The sequence below is a fragment of the Pseudomonas sp. Irchel s3h14 genome, from assembly GCF_900187425.1.
Taxonomy (GTDB): Bacteria; Pseudomonadota; Gammaproteobacteria; order Pseudomonadales; family Pseudomonadaceae; genus Aquipseudomonas.
In genome coordinates, this window is record NZ_FYDJ01000001.1 from 148,596 (window position 1) to 171,198 (window position 22,603).

The 22,603-nt window shown below is 59.9% G+C and carries 22 protein-coding genes; 10 read left to right on the plus strand and 12 right to left on the minus strand.

Annotated features, from left to right (window positions below; translation table 11 throughout):
* Positions 1 to 3: 3 nt before the first annotated feature.
* Positions 4 to 633: a LysE family translocator gene (locus tag CKW16_RS00740; RefSeq protein WP_095127247.1), complete on the minus strand. Its 630-nt coding sequence runs from the start codon at positions 631 to 633 to the stop codon at positions 4 to 6.
* A gap of 145 nt (positions 634 to 778) precedes the next feature.
* Here CKW16_RS00740 and CKW16_RS00745 point away from each other — a divergent pair, with 145 nt between their 5' ends.
* Complete coding sequence (locus CKW16_RS00745) at positions 779 to 1,255, plus strand: Lrp/AsnC family transcriptional regulator (RefSeq protein WP_033059662.1); 477 nt, start codon at positions 779 to 781, stop codon at positions 1,253 to 1,255.
* Positions 1,256 to 1,379: 124 nt separating this feature from the next.
* Here the strand turns inward: CKW16_RS00745 and lpdA are convergent, their stop codons facing one another.
* On the minus strand, positions 1,380 to 2,780 hold the full coding sequence (lpdA, locus tag CKW16_RS00750; RefSeq protein ID WP_095126827.1) for a dihydrolipoyl dehydrogenase: 1,401 nt from the start codon (positions 2,778 to 2,780) through the stop codon (positions 1,380 to 1,382).
* A gap of 215 nt (positions 2,781 to 2,995) precedes the next feature.
* Here lpdA and hflK (CKW16_RS00755) point away from each other — a divergent pair, with 215 nt between their 5' ends.
* From hflK (CKW16_RS00755) to cfaB, 5 genes are all read left to right on the plus strand, one after another.
* Complete coding sequence (hflK, locus tag CKW16_RS00755) at positions 2,996 to 4,954, plus strand: protease modulator HflK (RefSeq protein ID WP_095127248.1); 1,959 nt, start codon at positions 2,996 to 2,998, stop codon at positions 4,952 to 4,954.
* On the plus strand, positions 4,951 to 5,985 hold the full coding sequence (gene hflC, locus CKW16_RS00760; protein WP_095126828.1) for a protease modulator HflC: 1,035 nt from the start codon (positions 4,951 to 4,953) through the stop codon (positions 5,983 to 5,985). The genes hflK (CKW16_RS00755) and hflC overlap by 4 nt, the downstream gene beginning before the upstream one ends.
* Entirely contained in the window at positions 5,982 to 7,040 is a 1,059-nt protein-coding gene (gene hflK / locus CKW16_RS00765) for a protease modulator HflK (RefSeq protein ID WP_095126829.1), read from the plus strand. The genes hflC and hflK (CKW16_RS00765) overlap by 4 nt, the downstream gene beginning before the upstream one ends.
* The gene (locus tag CKW16_RS00770) at positions 7,037 to 8,947 is read left to right on the plus strand and encodes a cation-translocating P-type ATPase (RefSeq protein ID WP_095126830.1); all 1,911 of its coding nucleotides are present in this window, start codon (positions 7,037 to 7,039) and stop codon (positions 8,945 to 8,947) included. Before hflK (CKW16_RS00765) ends, CKW16_RS00770 begins: the two co-directional genes overlap by 4 nt.
* Before the next feature lie 226 nt (positions 8,948 to 9,173).
* Positions 9,174 to 10,358, plus strand: coding sequence for a C17 cyclopropane fatty acid synthase CfaB (cfaB, locus tag CKW16_RS00775; protein ID WP_095126831.1), 1,185 nt, complete (start codon positions 9,174 to 9,176; stop codon positions 10,356 to 10,358).
* On the opposite strand, the gene cls is transcribed toward cfaB, so the two are convergent.
* Positions 10,355 to 11,794 carry a cardiolipin synthase gene (gene cls / locus CKW16_RS00780; RefSeq protein ID WP_095126832.1) on the minus strand — a complete coding sequence of 480 codons (1,440 nt, stop codon included), beginning with the start codon at positions 11,792 to 11,794 and terminating at the stop codon, positions 10,355 to 10,357. The two genes, cfaB and cls, sit on opposite strands and share 4 nt — an antisense overlap.
* Positions 11,795 to 11,926: 132 nt before the next feature.
* On the opposite strand from cls, the gene CKW16_RS00785 reads away from it, so the two are divergent.
* On the plus strand, positions 11,927 to 12,448 hold the full coding sequence (locus CKW16_RS00785; RefSeq protein ID WP_095126833.1) for a DUF3617 domain-containing protein: 522 nt from the start codon (positions 11,927 to 11,929) through the stop codon (positions 12,446 to 12,448).
* Between the two features lie 23 nt (positions 12,449 to 12,471).
* On the opposite strand, the gene CKW16_RS00790 is transcribed toward CKW16_RS00785, so the two are convergent.
* Genes CKW16_RS00790 through folE2 form a run of 7 tightly spaced genes read right to left on the minus strand, consistent with a single transcriptional unit; the run spans position 12,472 to position 18,582 of the window.
* Positions 12,472 to 13,353, minus strand: a complete 882-nt coding sequence (locus CKW16_RS00790) for a His/Gly/Thr/Pro-type tRNA ligase C-terminal domain-containing protein (RefSeq protein WP_095126834.1) — start codon at positions 13,351 to 13,353, stop codon at positions 12,472 to 12,474.
* A 17-nt stretch (positions 13,354 to 13,370) separates the two neighbouring features.
* Positions 13,371 to 14,708: a dihydroorotase gene (locus tag CKW16_RS00795; RefSeq protein WP_095126835.1), complete on the minus strand. Its 1,338-nt coding sequence runs from the start codon at positions 14,706 to 14,708 to the stop codon at positions 13,371 to 13,373.
* A gap of 2 nt (positions 14,709 to 14,710) precedes the next feature.
* The gene (locus CKW16_RS00800; RefSeq protein WP_046044954.1) at positions 14,711 to 15,271 is read right to left on the minus strand and encodes a DapH/DapD/GlmU-related protein; all 561 of its coding nucleotides are present in this window, start codon (positions 15,269 to 15,271) and stop codon (positions 14,711 to 14,713) included.
* The gene (locus CKW16_RS00805; protein ID WP_095126836.1) at positions 15,268 to 16,143 is read right to left on the minus strand and encodes a metal ABC transporter substrate-binding protein; all 876 of its coding nucleotides are present in this window, start codon (positions 16,141 to 16,143) and stop codon (positions 15,268 to 15,270) included. Before CKW16_RS00805 ends, CKW16_RS00800 begins: the two co-directional genes overlap by 4 nt.
* 11 nt (positions 16,144 to 16,154) lie before the next feature.
* Entirely contained in the window at positions 16,155 to 17,021 is an 867-nt protein-coding gene (locus CKW16_RS00810) for a metal ABC transporter permease (protein ID WP_095126837.1), read from the minus strand.
* On the minus strand, positions 17,021 to 17,689 hold the full coding sequence (locus CKW16_RS00815; RefSeq protein ID WP_095126838.1) for a metal ABC transporter ATP-binding protein: 669 nt from the start codon (positions 17,687 to 17,689) through the stop codon (positions 17,021 to 17,023). The genes CKW16_RS00810 and CKW16_RS00815 overlap by 1 nt, the downstream gene beginning before the upstream one ends.
* Positions 17,686 to 18,582 carry a GTP cyclohydrolase FolE2 gene (gene folE2, locus CKW16_RS00820; protein ID WP_095127249.1) on the minus strand — a complete coding sequence of 299 codons (897 nt, stop codon included), beginning with the start codon at positions 18,580 to 18,582 and terminating at the stop codon, positions 17,686 to 17,688. The genes CKW16_RS00815 and folE2 overlap by 4 nt, the downstream gene beginning before the upstream one ends.
* Before the next feature lie 86 nt (positions 18,583 to 18,668).
* On the opposite strand from folE2, the gene CKW16_RS00825 reads away from it, so the two are divergent.
* The gene (locus tag CKW16_RS00825; RefSeq protein ID WP_095126839.1) at positions 18,669 to 19,865 is read left to right on the plus strand and encodes an N-acetylmuramoyl-L-alanine amidase; all 1,197 of its coding nucleotides are present in this window, start codon (positions 18,669 to 18,671) and stop codon (positions 19,863 to 19,865) included.
* On the opposite strand, the gene CKW16_RS00830 is transcribed toward CKW16_RS00825, so the two are convergent.
* Complete coding sequence (locus CKW16_RS00830; protein WP_095126840.1) at positions 19,862 to 20,239, minus strand: glutamine synthetase; 378 nt, start codon at positions 20,237 to 20,239, stop codon at positions 19,862 to 19,864. The genes CKW16_RS00825 and CKW16_RS00830 overlap by 4 nt on opposite strands.
* A gap of 143 nt (positions 20,240 to 20,382) precedes the next feature.
* On the opposite strand from CKW16_RS00830, the gene zigA reads away from it, so the two are divergent.
* Positions 20,383 to 21,591 (plus strand): zinc metallochaperone GTPase ZigA, encoded by a 1,209-nt coding sequence (gene zigA, locus CKW16_RS00835; protein ID WP_095126841.1) that lies wholly within the window; start codon positions 20,383 to 20,385, stop codon positions 21,589 to 21,591.
* Entirely contained in the window at positions 21,591 to 22,241 is a 651-nt protein-coding gene (locus CKW16_RS00840; protein WP_095126842.1) for a DUF1826 domain-containing protein, read from the plus strand. Before zigA ends, CKW16_RS00840 begins: the two co-directional genes overlap by 1 nt.
* Before the next feature lie 4 nt (positions 22,242 to 22,245).
* On the opposite strand, the gene CKW16_RS00845 is transcribed toward CKW16_RS00840, so the two are convergent.
* Positions 22,246 to 22,602 (minus strand): hypothetical protein, encoded by a 357-nt coding sequence (locus CKW16_RS00845; RefSeq protein WP_046044962.1) that lies wholly within the window; start codon positions 22,600 to 22,602, stop codon positions 22,246 to 22,248.
* Between the last annotated feature and the right edge of the window lies 1 nt (position 22,603).

Below are 22,603 nucleotides of genomic sequence, written 5' to 3' on the forward strand. Positions count from 1 at the left end.
GACTCAAGCCTGTTGCACAAAGGTCAGCCGCACGGCGAAGCCGATCAGCAGACTGCCAAACAGCCACTGCTGCAGCCGCTGGGCCGAAGGACTGCGTTGCAGCCAACGGCCCAGCGCTGCGCCGGTCAGTGCGTAAGCGCTGTCGAATAACAACCCAACGCCAACCAACACCACGCCCAGTGTCGCAAATTGTGCGAGCACCGGCCCGGCGTGTGGATCGATGAACTGCGGCAGCAGCACCGAGCAGAACAGCAACGCTTTGGGGTTGAGCAGGTTGGTCAGCAAACCGCGCTGGATTGCTGCGCGCCAACGAGGTTTCTCGGTGGTGGCGTCTGCTCCGTTCAAGTTCGGCAGCATTGTGGTTCGCAGGCATTGAATGCCGATCCATAGCAGATACGCGGCCCCGGCCAGGCGTACCACGTCGAACGTCCAAGGTGCAGCCTTGAACAGTGCCGCCAACCCCAACGCAGCCAACGCCACATGGCATCCCCGGGCCACACCCAGACCCACCGCAGTCGCCAGCGCCGCGCCTTTGCCCTGACGGGCACCGGTCTGCAACAACAGGATCATGTCCGGGCCCGGCAACAGATAGACCACCGCCAGCGCCATGAAAAACACCCAGAGTCCTGCCACGTTGCACCCCATTCGTTGTCGATTCGGTACGGCCAGTCTAGGGCTGAAGGGCAGGGCAGGTGGTTGCGTAGTTCGCTTCTAAAATGCTTATGGTTGGCATAATCTGCCACTCAATTGCATGCAAACCATCAGGATCTGCCAAACCATGAAACTCGACGCCTACGACCGCAAGATTCTCGCTGCACTGCAACGGGACGGTCGCCTGAGCAATGTGCAACTGGCAGACGAGATCGGTCTGTCCGCCTCGCCTTGTTTGCGCCGGGTTCGAATGCTCGAAGAAGCCGGGGTGATACGTGGTTACCAGGCCAATCTGGATCGCGACGAAGTAGGGCTTGGACTGACGGTGTTTGTCGGGGTCAAGGTCGAACGGCACAACGATGAACAGGCCGAATCCTTTCGCCTGGCCGTGACCGCGTTGCCGGAGGTGATTTCGGCCTTTCTGGTGTCAGGGGAATCGGATTTTCTGCTGCAAGTGGTGGTGCCGGACCTGCGCGCCTATGACCGTTTTCTCACGGGGCGTTTGCTGAAATTGCCGGGTGTAAGCGACATCCGCAGCAACTTTGCGATTCATACGGTGAAGACGCCAGGGGCGTTGCCGTTGGAACATTTACCAGCGAACTAAGATCGTTCCCACGCTCTGCGTGGGAATGCAGCCCGGGACGCTCCGCGTCCCTTCCGGAGCCGAACGCGGAGCGTCCGTTGAGGCATTCCCACGCAGAGCGTGGGAACGATCAGGGGAAACACCATCACATCTGCGTCGCCATCCCCTCCACATTCATTGCCGCCTGGCGCAAGGCCTCGGAGCGGGTCGGGTGTGGATGGCAGGTCAGGGCAATGTCTTCGGCAGAGGCGCTGAACTCCATGGCCACACAGTATTCGCCAATCATCTCACTGACGCTTGGCCCCACCAGGTGCACGCCGAGAATCTCGTCGGTGCGCTCATCGGCCAGCACTTTGGCGAAGCCTTCAGTCTCGTGATTGATCTTTGCCCGGCTGTTGGCGGTGAAGGGGAATTTGCCAACCTTGTAGGCACGACCTTCGGCCTTCAGTTGTTCTTCGGTCTTGCCGACGCTGGCCAGTTCGGGCTTGGTGTAGATCACGTTGGGGATCAGGTCGTAGTTGACCTCGGCCGCCTTGCCGACAATCTGCTCGATGCAGACCATGGCCTCGTCTTCGGCCTTGTGGGCGAGCATCGGCCCGGACGTGACGTCGCCGATCACCCAGATGCCAGCCGCTTCGGTGCGATGACCCTTGTTGGCGAGCATGCCGCGCTTATCCGTGGCGAGACCTACGTTTTCCAGCCCCAGGCCTTGGGTGTAAGGCCGGCGGCCGATGGATACCAGCACGTAATCCGCTTCAATCGTTTCGGCCGTGCCACCAGCGGCGGGTTCGACGCTGAGCTGAACGCCGGTCGCCGAGGTTGTGGCGCTGGTGACTTTGGAGCTCAATTTGAAGTTGATGCCCTGTTTACTCAACGAACGTTGCAGGGTTTTACCGGCTTCACCATCTACACCGGGGCAGATCCGGTCGAGAAATTCGATCACTGTCACCTGAGCGCCCAAACGCCGCCACACCGAACCCAGCTCCAGGCCGATCACCCCGGCGCCGATCACCACCAGATGCTTGGGTACTTCGGTAAGCGACAACGCGCCCGTCGAATCGAGGATGCGCTTGTTGTCGATGTCCACACCGGGCAGGGGAGTGGGCTCGGAACCGGTGGCGATGATGATGTCCTTGGCGTTCAGTTCGGTCTTGCCGCCCTGGCTGTCGGTCACCGTCACTTTGCCGGGCCCGTCGATGTGGCCCCAGCCCCTGAGCCAATGGACTTTGTTTTTACGAAACAGAAACTCGATGCCCTTGGTCAACCCGGCAACGCTTTCATCCTTTTGCTTCATCATTTGCGCGAGGTTGAGTGTGGGTTTGACTTCAATCCCCAGGTTGGCGAATTCCGCGCCCATGGCGGCGTCGTAAAGTTCGGAGGCGTGCAGCAACGCTTTTGACGGCATGCAACCGACGTTCAGGCAGGTGCCGCCGAGCGTGGTGCGTCCTTCGATGCAAGCCGCTCTCAGGCCCAACTGCCCGGCGCGGATTGCCGCGTTATAACCACCGGGGCCTCCGCCCAGAATCACGACGTCATAGTTGCTCATGGTGTACTCCTGGAGTGAATCGGATCGGAATGGGTAAACGTAGTCCTTGGGTAAAATTACGAACGTAATATGTGCGTTCCGCGGCATTTCGGTCAAGGCTTCAGCCAAGCGACAGGTTGAGCGCCTTCAGATACAGCATTTAAGAACGGAAATTTCACGGCTTTCGTTATATCGTAACGAACTGCGATATGAGCAACGATAAACACTGGGGTGGTATGCAAGTCGATCTCGATGTCGATGGGACGCAAGTAGCCGGGCTGCCGCGTTTCCAGCAGGCGGTTTTTCAAGGGCGACGATTGCGTCAGTTCGCAATCGGTCTGGGCGCTCTTGCGGCGACAGGCTGGTTGCTGGCGTTTTTTGTCGGGCTGTTTGCGCCGCAGTCGCTTTGGCCCGCGTTGCTGGTCAATCAGAGCGCCGGTTTGCTGGTGCTGGTCGCCGGTTTGCAATCGGCCTGGTGGGTGACGCAATGGCGCGTACGGGCGTTGAATCCGGTCGTGCAGGTCGTCGTTGCTGACGAAGTCGTTGCCCCGGTGGGCTGGTACGAACAGCTGCTGGATCGGCTCAGCCAGCGATGGCTGCGAATGCTGGTGCAGATCGGCGCCCCGACGCTGTGGCTCGCAGGTTGGTCGCTGTTGACGTTATTGAGCATCGAACAAGTCTGGAACCTTGCACTGCCGCCAACCGCACCGGGATTGTCGGCCAGTGTCGGTGCGGCGCTGTCGTTGTTGCTGGCCTTCGGTTTACTGGTGCAGGAGCGTCAACTGGCGCAGGAAAACGTCGCGCAATGGCCCGAAGCAGCGTCGTTGGCGCAGCTGACACGGGTGGCGATCATTGGCCTGGTGCTCAGCGCTTTGTGCTTGTTGTTGGGTAGCGAAACCTCGGTATGGCCGGTGCGTCTGGCGGTACTGATTGGCTTATTGCCAGGGTTGGTCGCCGCTGAGCTGCTGTTGCGCGCCCTGCTGTCGTTGTTCAGTCCGCAGCGCGAACAACTCGAACCTGCCTTGCTGGCGCGCAGCTTCGTCGCCGACATGCTGCGCTGGCCGCCGCAACCCTTGTTGGCGTTGCAGCACGAATTGCACAACCGCTTCGGCATCGACCTGCGACAGATCTGGGCCTTCACCTACATGCGTCGGGCATTTCTGCCGGTGCTCGCCGTGGTCTCGATTGTGGGTTGGTCACTCACCGGCATTCACGAAATCCCGATGCAAGGGCGAGGCATCTACGAGCGTTTCGGCAAACCGGTGGAGGTATTCGGTCCTGGTTTGCACGCAGGTTTGCCCTGGCCTCTGGGCCGAGTGTTGAGCGTCGAGAACGGTGTGGTCCACGAGTTGGCCACCAGTGTTGGCGACACACCGGCGTCGGTGGTGGCCGATCCCGCCGAAGGCCCGGCGCCCGCGATTGCCAATCGCTTGTGGGACGCCAGCCATGTGAACGACAAATCCCAAGTCATTGCCAGCAGCCGAGCCGACAAGCAGAGCTTCCAGATCGTCAACATGGACGTGCGTTTCGTCTACCGCATCGGCCTGAGCGATCAAGCGGCATTGGCGGCGACCTACAACAGCGCTGATGTCCCGACACTGATCCGCAGCACCGCCAGCCGAATTCTGGTCCACGATTTCGCCTCGCGAACCCTCGACGGTTTGCTCGGTGAGGACAGGGTAGGGCTAGCCGAAGAGATTGGTCGGGCGGTGCAGGCTGACTTGCAGAAACTCGACAGCGGCGTGGAAATTCTCGCCACCGTGGTCGAGGCGATTCATCCGCCGGCCGGTGCCGCCAATGCCTATCACGGTGTTCAGGCTGCGCAGATTGGCGCCCAGGCATTGATTTCCCGCGAGCGTGGGGCGGCGGCGGAAGCCACCAACCAGGCGCAATTGCAGGCCAGCATCGCTCGCGATCAAGCGACGGCCAGCGCTCGTGAAATCAACGCTACCGCTCAAGCGGCGGATCTGCGGTTCAGCGCCGAACAAAAAGCCTACGCCAGCGCCGGCCAGGCCTTCGTGCTGGAACAGTACTTCAGCCAACTGTCCCAGGGCTTGGCCAATGCCAGGTTGCTGGTGCTCGATCATCGTCTGGGCGGAAGCGGTAACGCGCCGACCATCGACTTACGTACGTTCACGCTGCCGGCTGATCCTGCGCCAGCGCGTAATACCGCTCAGCCAGGAGCTGCCAATTGAGCCAGTCGCACACTCACGATCACGATGACCACACTGGCCACGATCACGGCCATGGCGGCCATCACCACGGCCATCACCACCACGGTGATCCCCAAGAAGCGGGCCCGTTCCCATGGCGGCGAATGGGCTGGGCAGCGTTGTTGGTAGCGTTCGCCATTGCGGCAGCGAGCCTGGTGCAAGTGCGTTCGGGGGAGGCGACGGTGATCACGCGTTTCGGTAATCCGTCGCGGGTACTGCTGGAACCAGGTCTTGGCTGGCGCTGGCCTGCTCCTTTTGAAGCGGCGATTCCTGTCGATCTGCGACTGCGCACGACCTCGAGTGGTTTACAGGATGTGGGCACGCGGGACGGTTTGCGCATCATCGTTCAGGCGTACGTGGCCTGGCAGGTTCAGGGCGATCCGGACAACGTGCAACGCTTCATGCGCGCCGTACAGAATCAGCCGGACGAAGCTGCGCGGCAGATTCGTACGTTTGTGGGTTCGGCTCTGGAAACCACGGCCAGCAGTTTTGATTTGGCTAACCTGGTGAACACCGACGCCAATCAAGTTCACATCGCCGATTTTGAAGCGCAGTTGCGTCAGCAAATCGATCAGCAGCTGCTCACGACTTATGGTGTGCGGGTGGTGCAAGTCGGTATCGAGCGTCTGACTTTGCCGTCGGTAACCCTCACCGCTACGGTCGATCGCATGCGTGCCGAGCGTGAAACAATCGCCACCGAACGCACGGCCATCGGCAAGCGCGAAGCGGCGCAAATCCGTTCCGCTGCTGAGCGTGATGCACGAATCGTACAAGCCGATGCGACGGTGAAAGCTGCCGATATCGAAGCACAGTCGCGCGTTGAAGCCGCGCAGATTTATGGTCGCGCCTACGCCGGGTCACCACAGCTCTACAACCTGCTGCGCTCCCTCGACACACTGGGCACGATCGTCACGCCCGGCACCAAACTGATTTTGCGCACCGACGCCGCGCCGTTCCGGGTGTTGGTTGACGGTCCGCCGACCCTTGATAACAAGTCCGGGTCGCAGCCATGAAATTAGTTCCACGTGGAACAAATGAGTTAAGCAGTCCCTGGATTCAGGCGGGGCGATTGGCTTTTTTGGCCCTTTACGCCGTGACAGTGCTAGCCGCTTTGGTGTGGGCATTTTCCAATGTGCGGCAGATCGATCCGCAAAATCGCGCGGTGGTTTTGCACTTCGGCGCGCTGGATCGCATCCAGAATGCTGGTCTGCTATTGGCCTGGCCCCGCCCGTTTGAGCAGGTGATTTTGTTGCCCGCAGCGGATCGGGTGATTGAGCGTCGGGTGGAAAACCTGCTGCGCACCGATGCCGCGTTACAGGCAGACCGAGTGGCGAGTTTCGCCACACCGATCAGCGATGCACTCGCCGGCTCAGGTTACTTGCTCACCGGTGACGCGGGCGTGGTGCAACTGGATGTGCGGGTTTTCTACAAAGTCACCGAGCCGTACGCCTTCGTCCTTCAAGGCGAACATGTGTTGCCGGCATTGGATCGATTGGTGACTCGCAGCGCGGTGGCCCTCACTGCCGCACGAGATCTGGACACCATTCTAGTGGCGCGACCGGAACTCATCGGCGCGGATAAACAGGCTGCCGAAAGACGCGAACGTCTGCGCGGTGATCTGGTGCAAGGCATCAATCAGCGCCTGGCTGACCTGACCGCGACCGGGCAGGGATTAGGAATAGAAGTGGCGCGAGTCGACGTGCAATCAAGTTTGCCCAGCCCAGCGGTCAACGCCTTCAACGCTGTTCTGACCGCCAGTCAGCAAGCCGATAAAGCTGTGGCCAATGCGCGCACTGAAGCCGAGAAACTGACTCAGACCGCCAACGAACAAGCCGATCGCACCCTGCAAGTCGCTCACGCCCAAGCGAGCGAACGTCTGGCCAAAGCCTCGGCTGACACGGCCACGGTATTGAGCCTGGCCAAGGCGCAGCAGCAGGGCACCGACCCGCAAATGCTGCTGCGCATCTACCGCGAACGGATGCCGAAGATTCTTGGCCAGGCCGGTTCGGTGACCACGGTCAACCCGAAAGACGATTCCCGCCTGATCATTCAGGGAGCTGCACAATGACCACCCCAACCGCCGCCGCACCGAGCATGTTGTCCTCGGCTGAACAACGCAGCGCCGCCCGACAATTGACCCTGGCCATGCTCGCATTGGGCCTGCTTGCGCTCGGCCTGACCTGGCGCTGGTTGTCGCCGGAGCAGACGGGCGTCAGTCAATTGCTGCTGGGCTTTGCTTCGTTACTGGTGGCCGTGCCCGTGATGCGTTCCGCCTGGTACAGCCTGCGTTATCCGAGCCTGCACGGGATCACTGATCAATTGATCGCCCTGGCCATGCTGGGGGCGTGGGCCACGGGTGATCTGCTGACCGCGGCGTTGCTGCCGATCATCATGATCTTCGGCCACGTGCTGGAAGAGCGCAGCGTGATCGGCTCACAGGAGGCGATTCGCGCCCTTGGCAAACTGACTCGCAGCCACGCGCGCAAAGTTCAGGCCGATGGCGCCATCGTCGAAGTCGATAACGGCACACTCAAGGCCGGCGACCTCGTCGAGGTGCGCGCGGGTGACCGGGTGCCGGCGGATGGTCGGGTGCTGTCCGGTCAGGCGAGCCTGGACACCGCTTCGATTACTGGCGAATCGGTGCCGATGGAGGCGGGTGTCGGCATGCAAGTCTTCGGCGGCGCGATCAACCTCGACGGTCTGTTGCGTATTGAAGTGACCCGCACCGGCAATGAGTCGACCCTCGGCAAAGTCATCGCGCTGATGCAAAGTGCCGAACGTTCCAAACCACCGATCACGCGTTTGCTGGAACGCTACGCCGGCAGCTACATGGTGCTGGTGTTGCTGCTGGCCGCGGTGACCTGGTTCGTCACTAACGATGCTCAGGCCATGCTCGCGGTGTTGGTGGCGGCCTGTCCTTGTGCATTGGTGTTGTCCGCGCCGGCCACGGCGATTGCCGGGGTGGCGGTGGCGGCTCGTCACGGGATTCTGATTCGCAGCTCCGCGTTCCTCGAAGAGTTGGCAGACCTGACTTCACTGGTGGTCGACAAGACCGGAACCCTGACCTTCGGCACCTTGCGTTTGCAATCCATCGACAGCCCAATCGAGGATCGCAGCCACGTCCTTAAACTCGCTGCCAGCCTCGGGTCCGCCAGCAGTCATCCGGTCAGCCGCGCGCTCGCCGGGTTGGTCACCCAGGAACATTTTCTGCTGCTCTCCGACATCCGCGAACGTCAGGGGTTGGGCGTGGTGGCGATGACGGAGCAGGGCGAGGCGGCGCTCGGTCGTCCGGAGCTATTCGCGCAATTGGGCATCGCCACTTCAAGTGTCCCCGACCACGATGGCCCGATTGCCGGGTTGGCGCTCAACGGTGAATTCCTCGCCTGGCTTTTGCTGGCCGACAGCGTCAAACCCGAAGCTCGATTTGCTTTGAGCGAGTTACGCGAATTGGGGTTGGGCAGGCAGTTGCTGCTGACAGGTGATCGGCAAAGCGTCGCGCACACATTGGCGCGAGATGTCGGGATCAGCGACGTTGAAGCTCAAGCGTTGCCCGAGGACAAACTCAATCGCGTGCTGAAGGAAATCGGCAGCGGCTTCCGGCCGATGGTCGTGGGAGATGGGATCAACGATTCGCTGGCGCTCAAGGCCGGCGTGGTCGGCGTCGCCATGGGCGCGGGTGGGGCGGATATCGCGCTGGCCTCGGCCGATATCGTCCTGATCGGCAGCGACCTGCGTCGACTCGGCACGTGTGTGCGCTTGAGTCGCCAATGCCGGCAAACGTTGCAGGTTAACGTGATCATCGGTCTGGGCTGGACGCTGGCGATTGTAGCTTTCGCCGCCTTCGGCTGGCTCGGTGCTGCGGGCGCGATGATTGCCGCGCTGTTGCACAACTTCAGCACCTTGCTGGTGTTGGGGAATGCCGGGCGTTTACTGCGTTTTCAGGAACCATTGCTCAAGCTGAAGGATGAGGATTGAGTACGCCTGGTGAATGCTCTAAACAGCGTGAACTCGGGCGATTTCAAGTTTTCAGAACTGTACGACGAATTCGTAGTCATCTAGGTGAGGGCAATCACTTTTGTGAATTCGCGACGGTGGGTTCGAGCGTTACGAATTATAGAAAAGGGCTATTAATTCGATAGCCAGCTATTTTTCAAGGATGGACTACCCTCACATCAGACGTCTGAAACAAGAGGGTCTATCCATGCTCGCGCATCTTCCTCCGGCCTTACAGAATCTGCAGTTACCGCTACGCCTGCGACTCTGGGACGGCCATGAATTCAATCTGGGGCCGACGCCTAGCGTCACTATTGTGGTCAAGGACCCACAAATGGTTACCCAGTTCACTCATCCAAGCCTGGACGCGCTCGGAGCGGCGTTTGTCGAAGGTAAACTTGAGCTGGAAGGCTCCATCAGCGACGTGATCCGTGTCTGCGATGAGTGGAGCCAGGCGTTGCTCGGTGATCAAGACAGTCAACCGGTGCGCACCGCTCACGACAAAGAAGCCGACGCCAAGGCGATTTCCTACCACTACGACCTTTCCAACGCGTTTTATCAACTGTGGCTCGACAGTGACATGGCGTATTCTTGCGCCTATTTTGAGACCGGCAGTGAAACGCTGGAACAAGCCCAGCAAGCCAAATTCCGCCACCTGTGCCGCAAGCTGCGGCTGCAACCAGGGGAATATTTGCTGGATGTCGGCTGCGGTTGGGGCGGACTGGCACGGTATGCGGCCCGGGAGTTTGGCGCGAAGGTGTTCGGGATCACACTCAGTAAAGAGCAACTGGCACTTGCCCGTGAACGGGTGACTGCCGAAGGTCTGGACGATCTGGTCGAACTGCAACTGCTCGACTACCGCGACCTGCCTCAGGACGGTCGCTTCGACAAAGTGGTCAGTGTCGGCATGTTCGAACACGTTGGCCACGCCAATCTGGCCGAGTACTGCAACACCTTGTTCGGTGCGGTGAAGGAGGGTGGCCTGGTGATGAACCACGGGATCACCGCCAAGCGCATCGACGGCCGTCCGGTGGGGCGCGGTGCCGGCGAATTCATCGAGAAATATGTGTTCCCCAATGGCGAGCTGCCGCACCTGTCGATGATCTCTGCCGAGATCAGCGAAGCAGGGCTGGAGATCGTCGACGTCGAGAGTCTGCGCCTGCATTACGCGCGTACGCTGGACCATTGGAGCGAACGCCTGGAAGACAATCTGGAAGCGGCTTCCAGGCTGGTGCCAGAGCAGGCGTTACGGATCTGGCGGCTGTATCTGGCGGGATGCGCTTATGCGTTCGCCAAGGGTTGGATCAATCTGCACCAGATCCTGGCGGTGAAAGCCCACCCCGATGGCAGCCATGAACTGCCATGGACGCGAGACGATATCTACAACCCTTAAAGTATCGGTGAAATAAGCCGGGCGACCCGCATGCCGACCTGTTGCAGGCGGTGGGTCTCCCGGCTTTCTTCTTTGGCGATCTCGTGAGCCTGGGCGAAGTCATCGATGAGCATCTGTTCTACTTCGGCGGCAAATTCGCTGTCGACCGTCAACAACATCACTTCAAAATTCAGCCGGAACGAGCGGTTGTCCAGATTGGCACTGCCAATGGCGCTGATTTCGCTGTCGATCAACACCACTTTCTGATGCAGGAATCCCGGCTCATAGCGGAACACCCGCACGCCGGCGCGCACGGCTTCGAAGGCATAAAGGCTGGAGGCGGCGTAGACGATCCGGTGGTCCGGTCGAGAGGGCAGCAACAGCCGCACATCCACGCCTCGCAGAACCGCTAGCCTTAACGCAGCGAACACGGCTTCGTCGGGGATGAAATACGGGCTGGTGATCCACACCCGCTCGGTTGCCGCATGGATGGCTTCGACGAAGAATAACGAACAGGTTTCGTAGGAATCCGCCGGACCGCTGGCGAGTAATTGGCAGAGCACGCCGTCGTCCGGGTAAACGTCCGGCAGGATCAGCGGCGGCAATGAGCGGGCGGCCCAAAACCAGTCTTCAGCGAAAGATTCCTGCATGCAGGCAACCACCGGCCCGCGTACTTGCACATGGGTATCGCGCCACGGGGCGAGGGGTGGTTTCTCGCCCATGTATTCGTCGCCGACGTTGTGCCCTCCGACGAAACCCAGCACTCCATCGACCACCACAATCTTGCGGTGGTTGCGGAAGTTGACCTGGAAGCGGTTGAGCCAGCCGCTGCGGGTCGCAAAGGCTTTGACCTCGACGCCGGCATCGCGCAGCGGCTGCACGTAACTGTGAGGCAGGGAATGGCTGCCGATGCGGTCGTACAATAAATAAACCGCCACGCCTTCGGCGGCTTTCTGCAGTAGCAAGGTTTGCAGGCGTTGACCGAGGCGATCGTCGTGGATGATGAAAAACTGAATCAGCACTGCTTCTTTCGCATTGCTGATGGCGTCAAAAATGGCGTTGAAGGTGGCTTGGCCGTCGATCAGCAAACGCACTTCGTTGTTCGCCAGGCACGGCATGCGCCCCAGTTTCGGCATGGCCCTCAAGGACGCGTAAGCATTGGAGGCACGAGCGGTCAGCGCCTCTTCTACCCAAGGACGCCAGTTCAGATCGGAGATAGCCTTGCGCATTTCTTCGTTGGCCTGGCGCCGAGCCTTGATGTAGCCATCGAAGGTACTGCGGCCGAAGACCAGATAGGGGATGAGCGTGAGGTAGGGAATAAACACCAACGACAGGGCCCAGGCGATTGATCCCTGGGCGGTCCGGACGGTGAGCACGGCGTGGATGGCAGCGATCAGGCCCAGCGTGTGAAGCAGTGCAATCATGTAGCCGAAAATATGCGGTCCAAAGTAATCCATGGGGGCAGCCTTGCTCCTGAAGATTCAATGCTTAACAGACCATGTTCCGTGCAGAATGTCGCTATTTAATTGGCCCATGAACCGAAGCTACTCGCTGACGTCTAACGGCCACAACTGATCAGGAGTTACTCGATGAACGTTCGTCTGCTGGGTTTGGCCATGGCTGTTGGTTTGTCACTTCCTGTGGCCGCTCAGGCGCAGATGTTGCAGCCCGGTTTGTGGGAAATGACCACAAGCAACATGAAGGTCGATGACCAGAATCTCCCGGATTTGCAGCTGATTCTTGGCCAGATACAGAGCCAGATGACCCCTCAACAGCGCGCGCAGCTCGAAAAGCAGGGCATCACCATGGGCGGCAAAGGGATTCGGGCTTGTCTGACTCCGGAGCAGGTGAAGACAGACGATATTCCGCTGACCGATCCACAGTCGGGCTGCAAGCAAGAAATCACCGACCGCACCGGGAATCAGTGGAAATTCCGCTTCAGCTGTCCGAAAGCGCAGGGCACCGGTGTTGCCACTTTCCTCAGTGATCGTGAGTTCACCACCAAGGTTAACGGCACCTTCAACGCCACCGGCATTCAGCAGAAGGGCAGCCTCGATAGCCGCGCCGTTTGGTTGGGGCAGGATTGCGGGACCGTCAAGCCGAGAGCTTAAAAGGCCGCCAGCAGGCTCGCGACCTACATGACCGTGTGGGAGCGGGCCTGATTCAACCACTCACACACCGTCTCAACCCCCATCCTCCCGAAGTCTTCACCTGTGCGGCTGCGCACACTGACAAACCCGCCTGCTTTTTCTTTCTCCCCGATCACCACCAGATACGGCACATGCTGACTGTGCTCGCGAATCTTTTGGCGGACTTTCTCGTGACGCAGATCCGCGCGGGCGTGCACGCCACTTCGACGCAATGCCTCGGTCACCGACTGCGCATAATCCGCCTGACGCTCGTCCATGCTGACGATCATGACGTGTGGTGGTGTCCGCCAGTTATCAAGCTCCTGTTGGCAGGACCAGCATGTACCGTAAATCCGTTGCGGCAACGTATCGCTGATGTGGTCGAGGGTGAACGCTTGCAGCACTCTGGTCGCGGGGACATGCGGGCCAGCGGTCGTAGATTCGAAGTTCCCCAGGCGGTAAAGCGATGTCTTTCCTTGACGGCGAATCGAGTGATTGGTCGCCGCCAGAGCCTGCATGCGGGCTTCGATCAGTCGCAGGTCTGTCTGCGTTAAGGATCGCTCGGCAGAAAACGAATGAAAGAACCCGTCGCCCAGCGCCGTTCCTGCGTGAAGTTGCACCTGTGGATGGAGTTGTTTAACGGCCATGGCCAGCATCAGCACGCAGGAGCGTCGCAGGATCTCCAGCCCGTCGGGCTCTTGAGGCGTGACGATGCTGACCCTGGCATCGGCTTCGATCATGAACTCACAGTCCACCAGGATGCCGTCCACTCGGCCGGCCACCGCCGCTTTTGCCAGTCCGGGTCCGATACTCGCGGCGAGTTCGTACACCGACAGCGGTTGGTCGTATTCACGCAATGAACCATCGCTCAGGGTGATGTGAATCATGTCGGTGCTCTCGAGTGCTAGCGCATAAACCGTAGTGGTAAACCCTGGCAGTTGTCATTAAGACGTTTGTCGTGCCAGGCAATTTGCCCCGACACGATCGTGGTGCTGACGCTGTGCCGGAAACGCTTGCGGGCAAAAGGTGTCCAGCCGCATTGAGACAGGATCGGCTGCAGGGAAACGGCGACGCCGCCGGGTTCCGGTTTGATCAGAACGAGGTCGGCCCAATAGCCTTCGCGCAGATAACCGCGGTCGGGAATGGCGAACAGATCGGCGACTCGGTGACTGGTTTTTGCGACGAGCGTAGTGATCGGCAACACTTCATCCGCGACCAATTCCAGCAACGCGGGCAGGGCGTGTTGCACCAACGGCAAACCGGAAGGCGCCTGACTGTACGGCCGCTGTTTTTCGGCCCAGGTGTGTGGCGCGTGATCGCTGCCGATCACGTCGAGCCGATGGCTCAGCAATGCTTTGCGCAAGGCATCGCGGTCGGCCTGGGTTTTGATCGCCGGGTTGCACTTGATCAGGTTGCCGAGGCTCGGGTAATCCCGGTCATCGAACAGCAAGTGGTGCAGGCAGACTTCGGCAGTGATGCGTTTTTGGGCCAGCGGCTTGTCTTCGAACAACGCCAGTTCGCGGGCGGTGGTCAGGTGCAGAACGTGCAGTCGGGTGCCGTGACGCCTGGCCAGGTCCACGGCCATAGAGGAGGAGCGAAAGCAGGCCTCGGCGTTGCGGATCAGCGGGTGGGCCGCCGCTGGAATGTGTTCGCCGAACAAGTCACGCAGGTTCGCGGCATTGGCGTCGATGCTGGGCGTGTGTTCGCAGTGGGCCAACAGAATGGTCGGCACCTCGGCGAATAACCGCTCCAGAATCTTTGGGTCATCGACCAGCATGTTGCCGGTCGAGGCGCCCATGAACACTTTGACGCCGGCAACTTCACAGGGATTAAGCCAGGCGACGGTATCGAGATTGTCGTTGCTCACGCCGAAATGAAAGCCGTAATTGGCGACGGAGTTGATCGCCGCTCGGCGCTTTTTGTCGGTCAATGCGCTGAGGGTCAGGGTCGCCGGATTGGTGTTGGGCATGTCCATGAAGCTGGTGATGCCACCGGCCACCGCAGCCCGGGATTCGGTGTAGAAGCTGCCCTTGTCTGGCGAGCCTGGATCGCGGAAATGCACTTGGTCGTCGATCATTCCGGGCAGCAGCCATTGCCCTTGTGCGTCGATTTCCACGTCGGCATTTTCACCGTGGATGCTGCTGGCGATCTTCACGATTCGCCCGTTGCTCACCAACAGATCACCTTCAAACTCCCGACCTTCGTTCACCAGCCGGGCATTGCGAATCAGCACGCTGCTCATGGTCAGAACTCGTTCTGCAGGGCTTTGTAGCCGCGCACAAGATCGACGTTGGTACGCGCCACGTCCTCGGAAAACTCCGAGGCGCTGACGCTCACCGGTGGGAACTGCGACAGATCTGTCTTCGGGCCGATGCGGGTGGTGGAGGGCACGTAGAAGTCTTCGGGCAAGTCGCGACCATCGACCACCGAGTTGTGCCGCACTACGCAACCGTCACCGACGACGCAGTTGAACAGCACGCTGTTGAACCCGATAAACACCCGGTCGCCAACCTTGCACGGACCATGAACGATCGAGCGGTGGGCGATGGAACTGAACTCGCCGATGGTCACTGCCGCGCCGGACTTGGAGTGGATCACCACGCCATCCTGGATGTTCGAGTTGGCGCCGATGGTGATCGGCTCCATCTCGCCTGAGGCATCCACTTCGTCGGCACGAATCACCGCGTAAGGACCGACGAAGACGTTCTCGCCGATCACCACTTTGCCGCAGATGATGGCGGTTTTGTCCACGTAGGCAGATTCGGCTATCACCGGCAAATCACCGGAAGGATTCTTGCGGATCATGGCTTGCTCAACGCGTTGTACAGGGTGTTGAGGTTGTACTCGAACAACCCGATGAATGTGCTGGCCGGCCCGTTAGCCGCGAGCGCATCGGAGTACAACGTGCCACCGATGTGCGCGCCGCTTTCATCGGCAATCTGCTTGAGCAGGCGTGCATCCTTGATGTTTTCCATGAACACCGCTTTGACCTTGGCCTGGCGTATCTGGGTGATCAGTGCAGCGACTTCGGCGGCTGACGGTTCGCGCTCGGTGGACAGGCCTTGAGGCGCCATGAAGTCGATGCCATAGGCCTGACCGAGATAACCGAAGGCGTCATGGGACGTCACGATTTTACGATTGCCCGGTGGCAGCGAACCGAGTTTGACCTTGGCTTCGGCAAGCAGCGCGTAGATCTGTTTCAGGTAGGCCTGACTGTTGCGTTCGTAGTCGTTTTTATTCGTCGGGTCGGCGGCGATCAGTGCCTTGGTGATGTTGCTGATATACAGCTCAGCGTTCGCCAGGTTGTGCCAGGCGTGCGGGTCGGGAATCGTCTCGCCATCTTCATCCAGGGAACGCGGGATGACGCCGCGGCTCGCGCTGATCACCGGCGCTTTGGTCTCGGTGCTGGTCACCAGTCGGTCCAGCCATGGCTCGAAACCCAAGCCGTTTTTAATGATGAGTTTGGCTTTGAGCAACGCCTTGGCGTTGTCCGGAGTCGGCTCGTACGTGTGAGCATCGGCATCCGCGCCGACCATGTTGGTGATCTGGATATGGTCGCCGCCGACTTGATGGGTCATGTCGGCGAGGATGCTGAAACTGGTGACTACCTGAAGTTTTTCCGCAGCAGACAGCGACATCGACAGCAGCAAACTGAACAGCACGAGTAGAACGCGCATCGGGTAACACCTCATTGGGATGTGAGCAAAGGCGGGCGGCGCAGCAAACCGTGCACCGGTCCGAACACCACGGACAGCAGATACAAACCACCAGCCACCAGCACGATTGCCGGGCCACTGGGCAGCGAGTAGTAGAACGACAGCAACAGTCCGAGCCACACCGAGAGGCAGCCGAGCAGGGCGGCGATGGCCATTAACACCGGCAAGCGACGACTCCAGAAGCGAGATGCGGCGGCGGGCAACATCATCAAACCGACCACCATCAGTGCACCGATGGCTTGAAAACCGATCACCAGATTCAGCACCACCAGGGTTAGAAATACGCCGTGGGCCAGGGGACCAAGTCGGCTGACGGTTTGCAGAAAGAGTGGGTCGAGGGTGTCCAGCAACAGCGGTTTATAGATGAAGGCCATGGCGATCAGGCTGAAGCCGGAGACCCAGAGCATGCCCGTCAACGTCGGGCCATCGACCGCCAGCGCCGAGCCAAACAACAGGTGCAACAGGTCCAGACGTTTGCCGGCGATGCCGAGGATCAGCACACCGCAGGCCAGGGAGATCGGGTAGATCGCGGCGAGGCTGGCGTCTTCCCGCAGGCCGGTGCGACGGGTGATCCAGGCGGCGAGTCCGGCCATGCCGAGACCGGCACCGAGGCCGCCGACGGTCAGCGCCGGCAGACTCAATCCGGCGAACCAGAAGCCCAATGCGGCCCCCGGCAGAATGCCGTGAGCCACCGCGTCGCCGATCAGGCTCATCCGTCGCAGGATCAGAAACACGCCCAACGGTGCGGTGCTGCATGCCAGAACCAATCCACCGAGAAGTGCTCGACGCATGAACACGAACTCGTGGAACGGTTGCCAAAGATGAGCGGCCGCGAGCATCAGGCCACCCGCGTATGGGGTTGTTGCTGGATCAGATCAACGCTCGACCCGAGGACGCAGCCAGTGCTTTTGATCAGCAGCGTTTGAGGAATGTGTTGGCGAACGGCGGCCAGGTCATGACACACGATCACTTGGGTTCGGCCTTCGGCATGCCAGGCGTGAATGTGTTTCCAGAGCAGTGCCTGACCGAGCTCGTCGAGGGCGGCGTGGGGTTCGTCGAGCAATAGCAATGGTGCGTCGGCGAGGCTCAAACGGGCGAGCAGGGCACGCTGTAATTCGCCGCCGGACAAAGCCATCAATGGGCGCTGTTCCAGTCCGCTCAGACACCAGTTTTCCAGGACGGCTTTGAGGCGTTGTCTGCGTATCTCGGGAGACTGCGTGCTACCCCAGAAACCGGCGGCGACTAACTCTTGCATGCTGATGGGGAATTGGCGATCCAGGTGTTGTTGCTGTGGAAGGAACGAGAGGCTGCCCTTGCGTGGAACATCCAGGATGACTTTGCCGGTCAGCGGTTTTTGCAAACCCGCGATGACTTTCAGCAGGCTGCTTTTACCCGAGCCGTTCGCACCGATTACGGCGGTGAGACTTCCTTGGGACAGTTCGAAATCCACGGGTGGGGTCAGTGGTTGGCCGGGTGCACCCCAACGCAAGGCTTGGCAATGAATCATGCGGCCTCCCAATTCCAGCGGCTTTCGGCGACCGCGTCGTGTGCGTGGAGGCTTTCCGCGTGGATGACTCGTATGTGGAAGGCGTTGATGCCAGGGGAGCGTTTCAGGGCCAGGTTCAAACGTCGGGCGGCGTCTTCGCAGAACATCAGGTTCTGCCCGTTGGCCCGCGCGAAGGCTTGTTCGTCGGCGCGTTTTACGGCGGTTTGTACGGCGGTGCCGAGGGCTGCTTCGGCGTCATTGATGATCGCGATCAGCGGCAGGTCATCCAGATAGTCATCCACTCGAAGCCGCAATCTCGCAGTGCTCCGTTGGCTGTGAGGCGTTGCGACGATGCCTTTTGTAGAGCCGAGCCAAGCCAACACATCGGCATGTTGCAACGGCTTGTTGGCGAAGTCATCGACGAATTGCTGCTGAATCAACTGCCGGGAAAGCGCAGCCGAACACGGACAAGTCGAGGAATAAGGCACGTCGATTTTTAGTTCCACGTGGAACATCGCGTTTTTCAAACGTGCTTCGATGCTCACTGGATAGGTTTTCCAGCCGGCCAATGGACTGACCAGCGCCGGTCTTTTGAGCAGTAAATCGGTGTGAATTTTTAAGTAAGCGCTGTTGGACAGTCCTTCATGAGTCTTGAGAAAACTTTGTAAAACTCGCCGCAACAAGGCAGGTGTCAGGTTTTCTTGCTCGAGCATTTCCAGCGCCAAGTACAGCCGCGACATATGAATTCCGCGCGCCTCTCCATCGTCGAGGCTAACGCCGGCGTCGGCCTTTGCACTCATTCGTTGGCCATCGAATAAAACAGGAAGAGCAATGCCGCACATGCCCACCCAGTCGAGTGGCAGGGCTTGGCGTGAGGCCTGCGCGGCGATATCCGGCAGAGTCAGCGCATTCATGAGCAGGTCCATCGTGGGAGTCGATTTCGTATGTTATGTTATTACATTAAAATCAACCATGCCTTTTTTATGAACAGGCTTTCATCATGCACAGACGTCATTTGCTCAATCTGATCCTGGCCAGCGCGGCCTTCGTTTTACCGTTTGGCGTCTCGGCCACTCAGATTCGCAATGCGCGGCTCTGGCATTCGGATGACAAGTTGCGATTGGTGTTCGATCTGAGCGGGCCGGTGCAATACAAGACGTTTTCCCTGAGCGCTCCCGAACGGCTGATCATCGATCTGAGTAGCGCCAACCTCAGTGGCGACTTCAGTCAGTTGGCGCTCAGCAACACTGTGATTCGCTCGATACGCTCCGGGCCCTTCGGCCAGGGCGATACGCGAATCGTCCTCGACCTCAGCGGCCCGGTGCAGCTCGCCAGTTTTTTGCTGCCACCACAGGACGGTCAGGGACATCGACTGGTACTCGATCTGAAGACGGCTGTGCCGTTACAAATGGCGGCTGCGCCCGAGGCGGCGATCGACAAGGCTCACCCCAAGCGCGACATCATCGTCGTGGTCGACCCCGGTCACGGCGGCAAAGACCCCGGCGCGGTCGGCGCCAAAGGTGAGCGTGAGAAAGACGTGGTGCTGTCCATTGCCCAGCTGTTGGCCAAACGGCTGAAACGCGAGAAGGGCTTCGACGTGAAACTGGTGCGCAACGACGACTTCTTCGTCCCGTTGCGCAAGCGTGTGGAGATCGCTCGCAAGCACAATGCCGACATGTTCATCTCGGTGCATGCCGATGCGGCGCCACGTCTGACGGCGTCGGGCGCGTCGGTCTACTGCCTGTCCGAGGGTGGAGCAACCTCGGCGACGGCGCGTTTCATGGCGCAACGTGAGAACGGCGCAGACCTGCTGGGCGCTACCAGCCTGCTCAACCTCAAGGACAAGGACCCGATGCTCGCCGGGGTCATTCTCGACATGTCGATGAACGCGACTCTCGCCGCCAGTTTGCAGTTGGGCAGTACTGTGCTCGGCAGTCTGGCGGGCATCACCACATTGCATCAGAAGCGTGTGGAACAAGCGGGATTTGCGGTGCTGAAATCGCCGGATGTGCCGTCGATCCTGGTAGAAACCGGCTTCATCTCCAACGCTCGTGACAGTCAGCGACTGGTCACCGCGCGCCACCAGCAGGCCGTAGCCGATGGCTTGTTCGAAGGTTTACAGCGCTATTTCCAGAAAAATCCGCCGGTAAACAGCTACATCGCTTGGCAGCAGGAGCAGAAGAAATCCCAGGCCTAACATCCCGTAATTCGGCTACAGGTGAACTTGCCACTGCTGCCACCGGAACTGGAAAACCGATTGATCGTGGTCCAGCCGACGCGACGGTTGTAGCCGACCCAGGCCTCGCCATCGGACGCGAGCCCAGTGAAGAACGTGAGTTGTCCGTAGCGACTGTTGGTCTGCGCCCAATGGCGTTTGCCGGCCGCTTCGAAGCCCCGCAGATAGATCGTATTGCCGACGGTGTTGACGCTGTAGGCGTTGCCGTCGCCATCCACGCAGGCGAGCAGATTGGCGCTTCGGGTGCATTTGGCCAGGCTCGGGATTTGCGCCCAGGCATCGACAGCGACCAGCAGCGAAAAGCTCATCAGCGCTATTTTCAGGGCTACACGCATAGGATTTCTCACGGACCGAACGGGCTTGAGCATCGTGCCCTTTGTCATCGAGGGCAAGAGGAGAGTGGCTTGATTGTGTTGTTATACTATAACATCAAGTTAAGCCCGACACTGCGACCGGGCATCTCTGTGAGGAATACCTGATGCCCAATCGTCTCCCCGTCACCGTCCTGTCGGGCTTTCTCGGCGCTGGCAAAAGTACGCTGCTCAACTACGTGCTGCGCAATCGCGAGAAGCTGCGCGTCGCCGTGATCGTCAATGATATGAGCGAAATCAACATCGATGGCGGCGAAGTCCAGCGCGATGTCACCCTGAATCGTGCGGAAGAAAAACTGGTGGAGATGAGCAATGGCTGCATCTGCTGCACCTTGCGCGAAGACTTGTTGGAAGAAGTGAGCAAACTCGCCAAGGAGGGTCGCTTTGATTATTTATTGATCGAATCCACCGGCATTTCCGAGCCACTGCCCGTGGCGGAAACCTTCACCTTCCGCGATGAAGAAGGACAGAGCCTGGCCGACATCGCCCGGCTCGACACCATGGTCACCGTGGTCGATGGCATGAACTTCCTGCTCGACTATCAGGCCGCCGAAAGCCTCGCATCCCGTGGTGAAACCTTGGGCGAGGAAGACGAACGCTCGATTACCGACCTGTTGATCGAGCAGATCGAATTCGCCGACGTGATTCTGATCAGCAAGATCGACTTGATCAGCAGCAGCGAACGCCAGGAGCTGATCGCGATCCTTGAGCGGCTTAACGCCCAGGCGGAAATCATCCCGATGGTCATGGGCGAAATTCCCTTGGCGAAGATCCTCAATACCGGCCGTTTCGACTTCGAAAAGGCCGCTCAGGCTCCGGGCTGGTTACAGGAACTGCGTGGCGAACACGTGCCAGAAACCGAGGAATATGGCATCGCCTCGACAGCCTACCGAGCACGCCGACCGTTTCATCCACAGCGCTTTTACCGCTTCATCGACCGCCCGTGGGTGAACGGCAAACTGCTGCGCTCCAAGGGCTTCTTCTGGCTGGCCAGCAAGCACATGGACGCCGGTAGTTGGTCCCAGGCGGGCGGATTGATGCGCCATGGTTTCGCCGGACGCTGGTGGCGTTTCGTGCCGAAAACCCAGTGGCCGCAGGACGAGGAAAGCACCGCCGGGATCATGGAAAACTGGACCGCAACCAGCGGCGATTGCCGCCAGGAACTGGTGTTCATCGGCCAGAACATCGACTTCGCGCAACTCACCAGCGAACTCGACAATTGCCTGCTGACCGACGATGAAATGGCGTTAGGCGTCGAGGGCTGGCGACTACTGCCAGATCCATTTGGCCCGTGGCACGAAGAGGCGGCAGCCTGATGTTGGCACCCAGTCTGAAACTGCGGCCGATCATTCATCAGGTTCAAGGTGAGACGCCGCAAGCGCTGACCCGAATACTGGATGACGGCGTAAACCTCGCCGTTTGGCAGCGCCAACTGCCGGCGCACATCGCTGATTTCGGGCGTTTGCTGCTGTCACTGAACGAGCCGTTGGCCGAGTCGCTGGTCCTGGAACTGCCCCGCGACGACACCGAACCCAATCTTCATGGATTAGCCTCAGGTTTCAGTGATCTCGAAGGTTACGAAGGTTTCATCGCCGACGTCTCCTGGCTGGTCAGTGCTTTCGCCTGTTTGATGGGCGCCAAGCGTGTCGGCCTGCGCCTGCGGGTCCTGGACAAGGCCATGTGCCCGCGTTTCCACGTCGATCATGTGCCGGTACGGTTGATCACCACGTATTGCGGGATCGGCAGCCAGTGGCTGAAGGAAGGTGCGATGGATCGCCGACAACTGGGCAAAGCCGAAGCCGAACCCCAGGACGGTCCGCTGATCGAGCAGATCGCCAGCGGCGAAGTCGCGTTACTCAAAGGTGAGAAATGGCATGGCAACGAAGGCTTCGGCCTTATTCACCGCTCGCCACAGCTTGCGTCCGGTGAGCGGCGGCTGATCCTGACGCTCGACTGGCTGAGCTAGCGGCTCACGGTTTGAGCCAGGTTCCCTGGCTCTGGGCTTCGCAAAACGGCTTCAAATACGCCGCATCCGTGGCTACGCCGTAATAGTGAATATCCTGCCGGTAAGGCATATTGGCGACTTGGGCGTTGCTGCACACGCCGAATGCGCCGGTGGGGCATTGGTCGACGTACTGCACCTCGACTTTCTGGCCTGGAAGGTTCGGCTGGCAGAAACCATCGGCGAATAGCTTTTCCGGGATGTTGCGGTTCTGCTGGCAGACTTTCACGTCGAGTCGCGCAGCCGTGCTATGTACCACGCAAGCCTGGGCCAGCGCGTCGCCGGACATGAGCGCCAAGAGCACCGACAATCCCATCAACCGCATC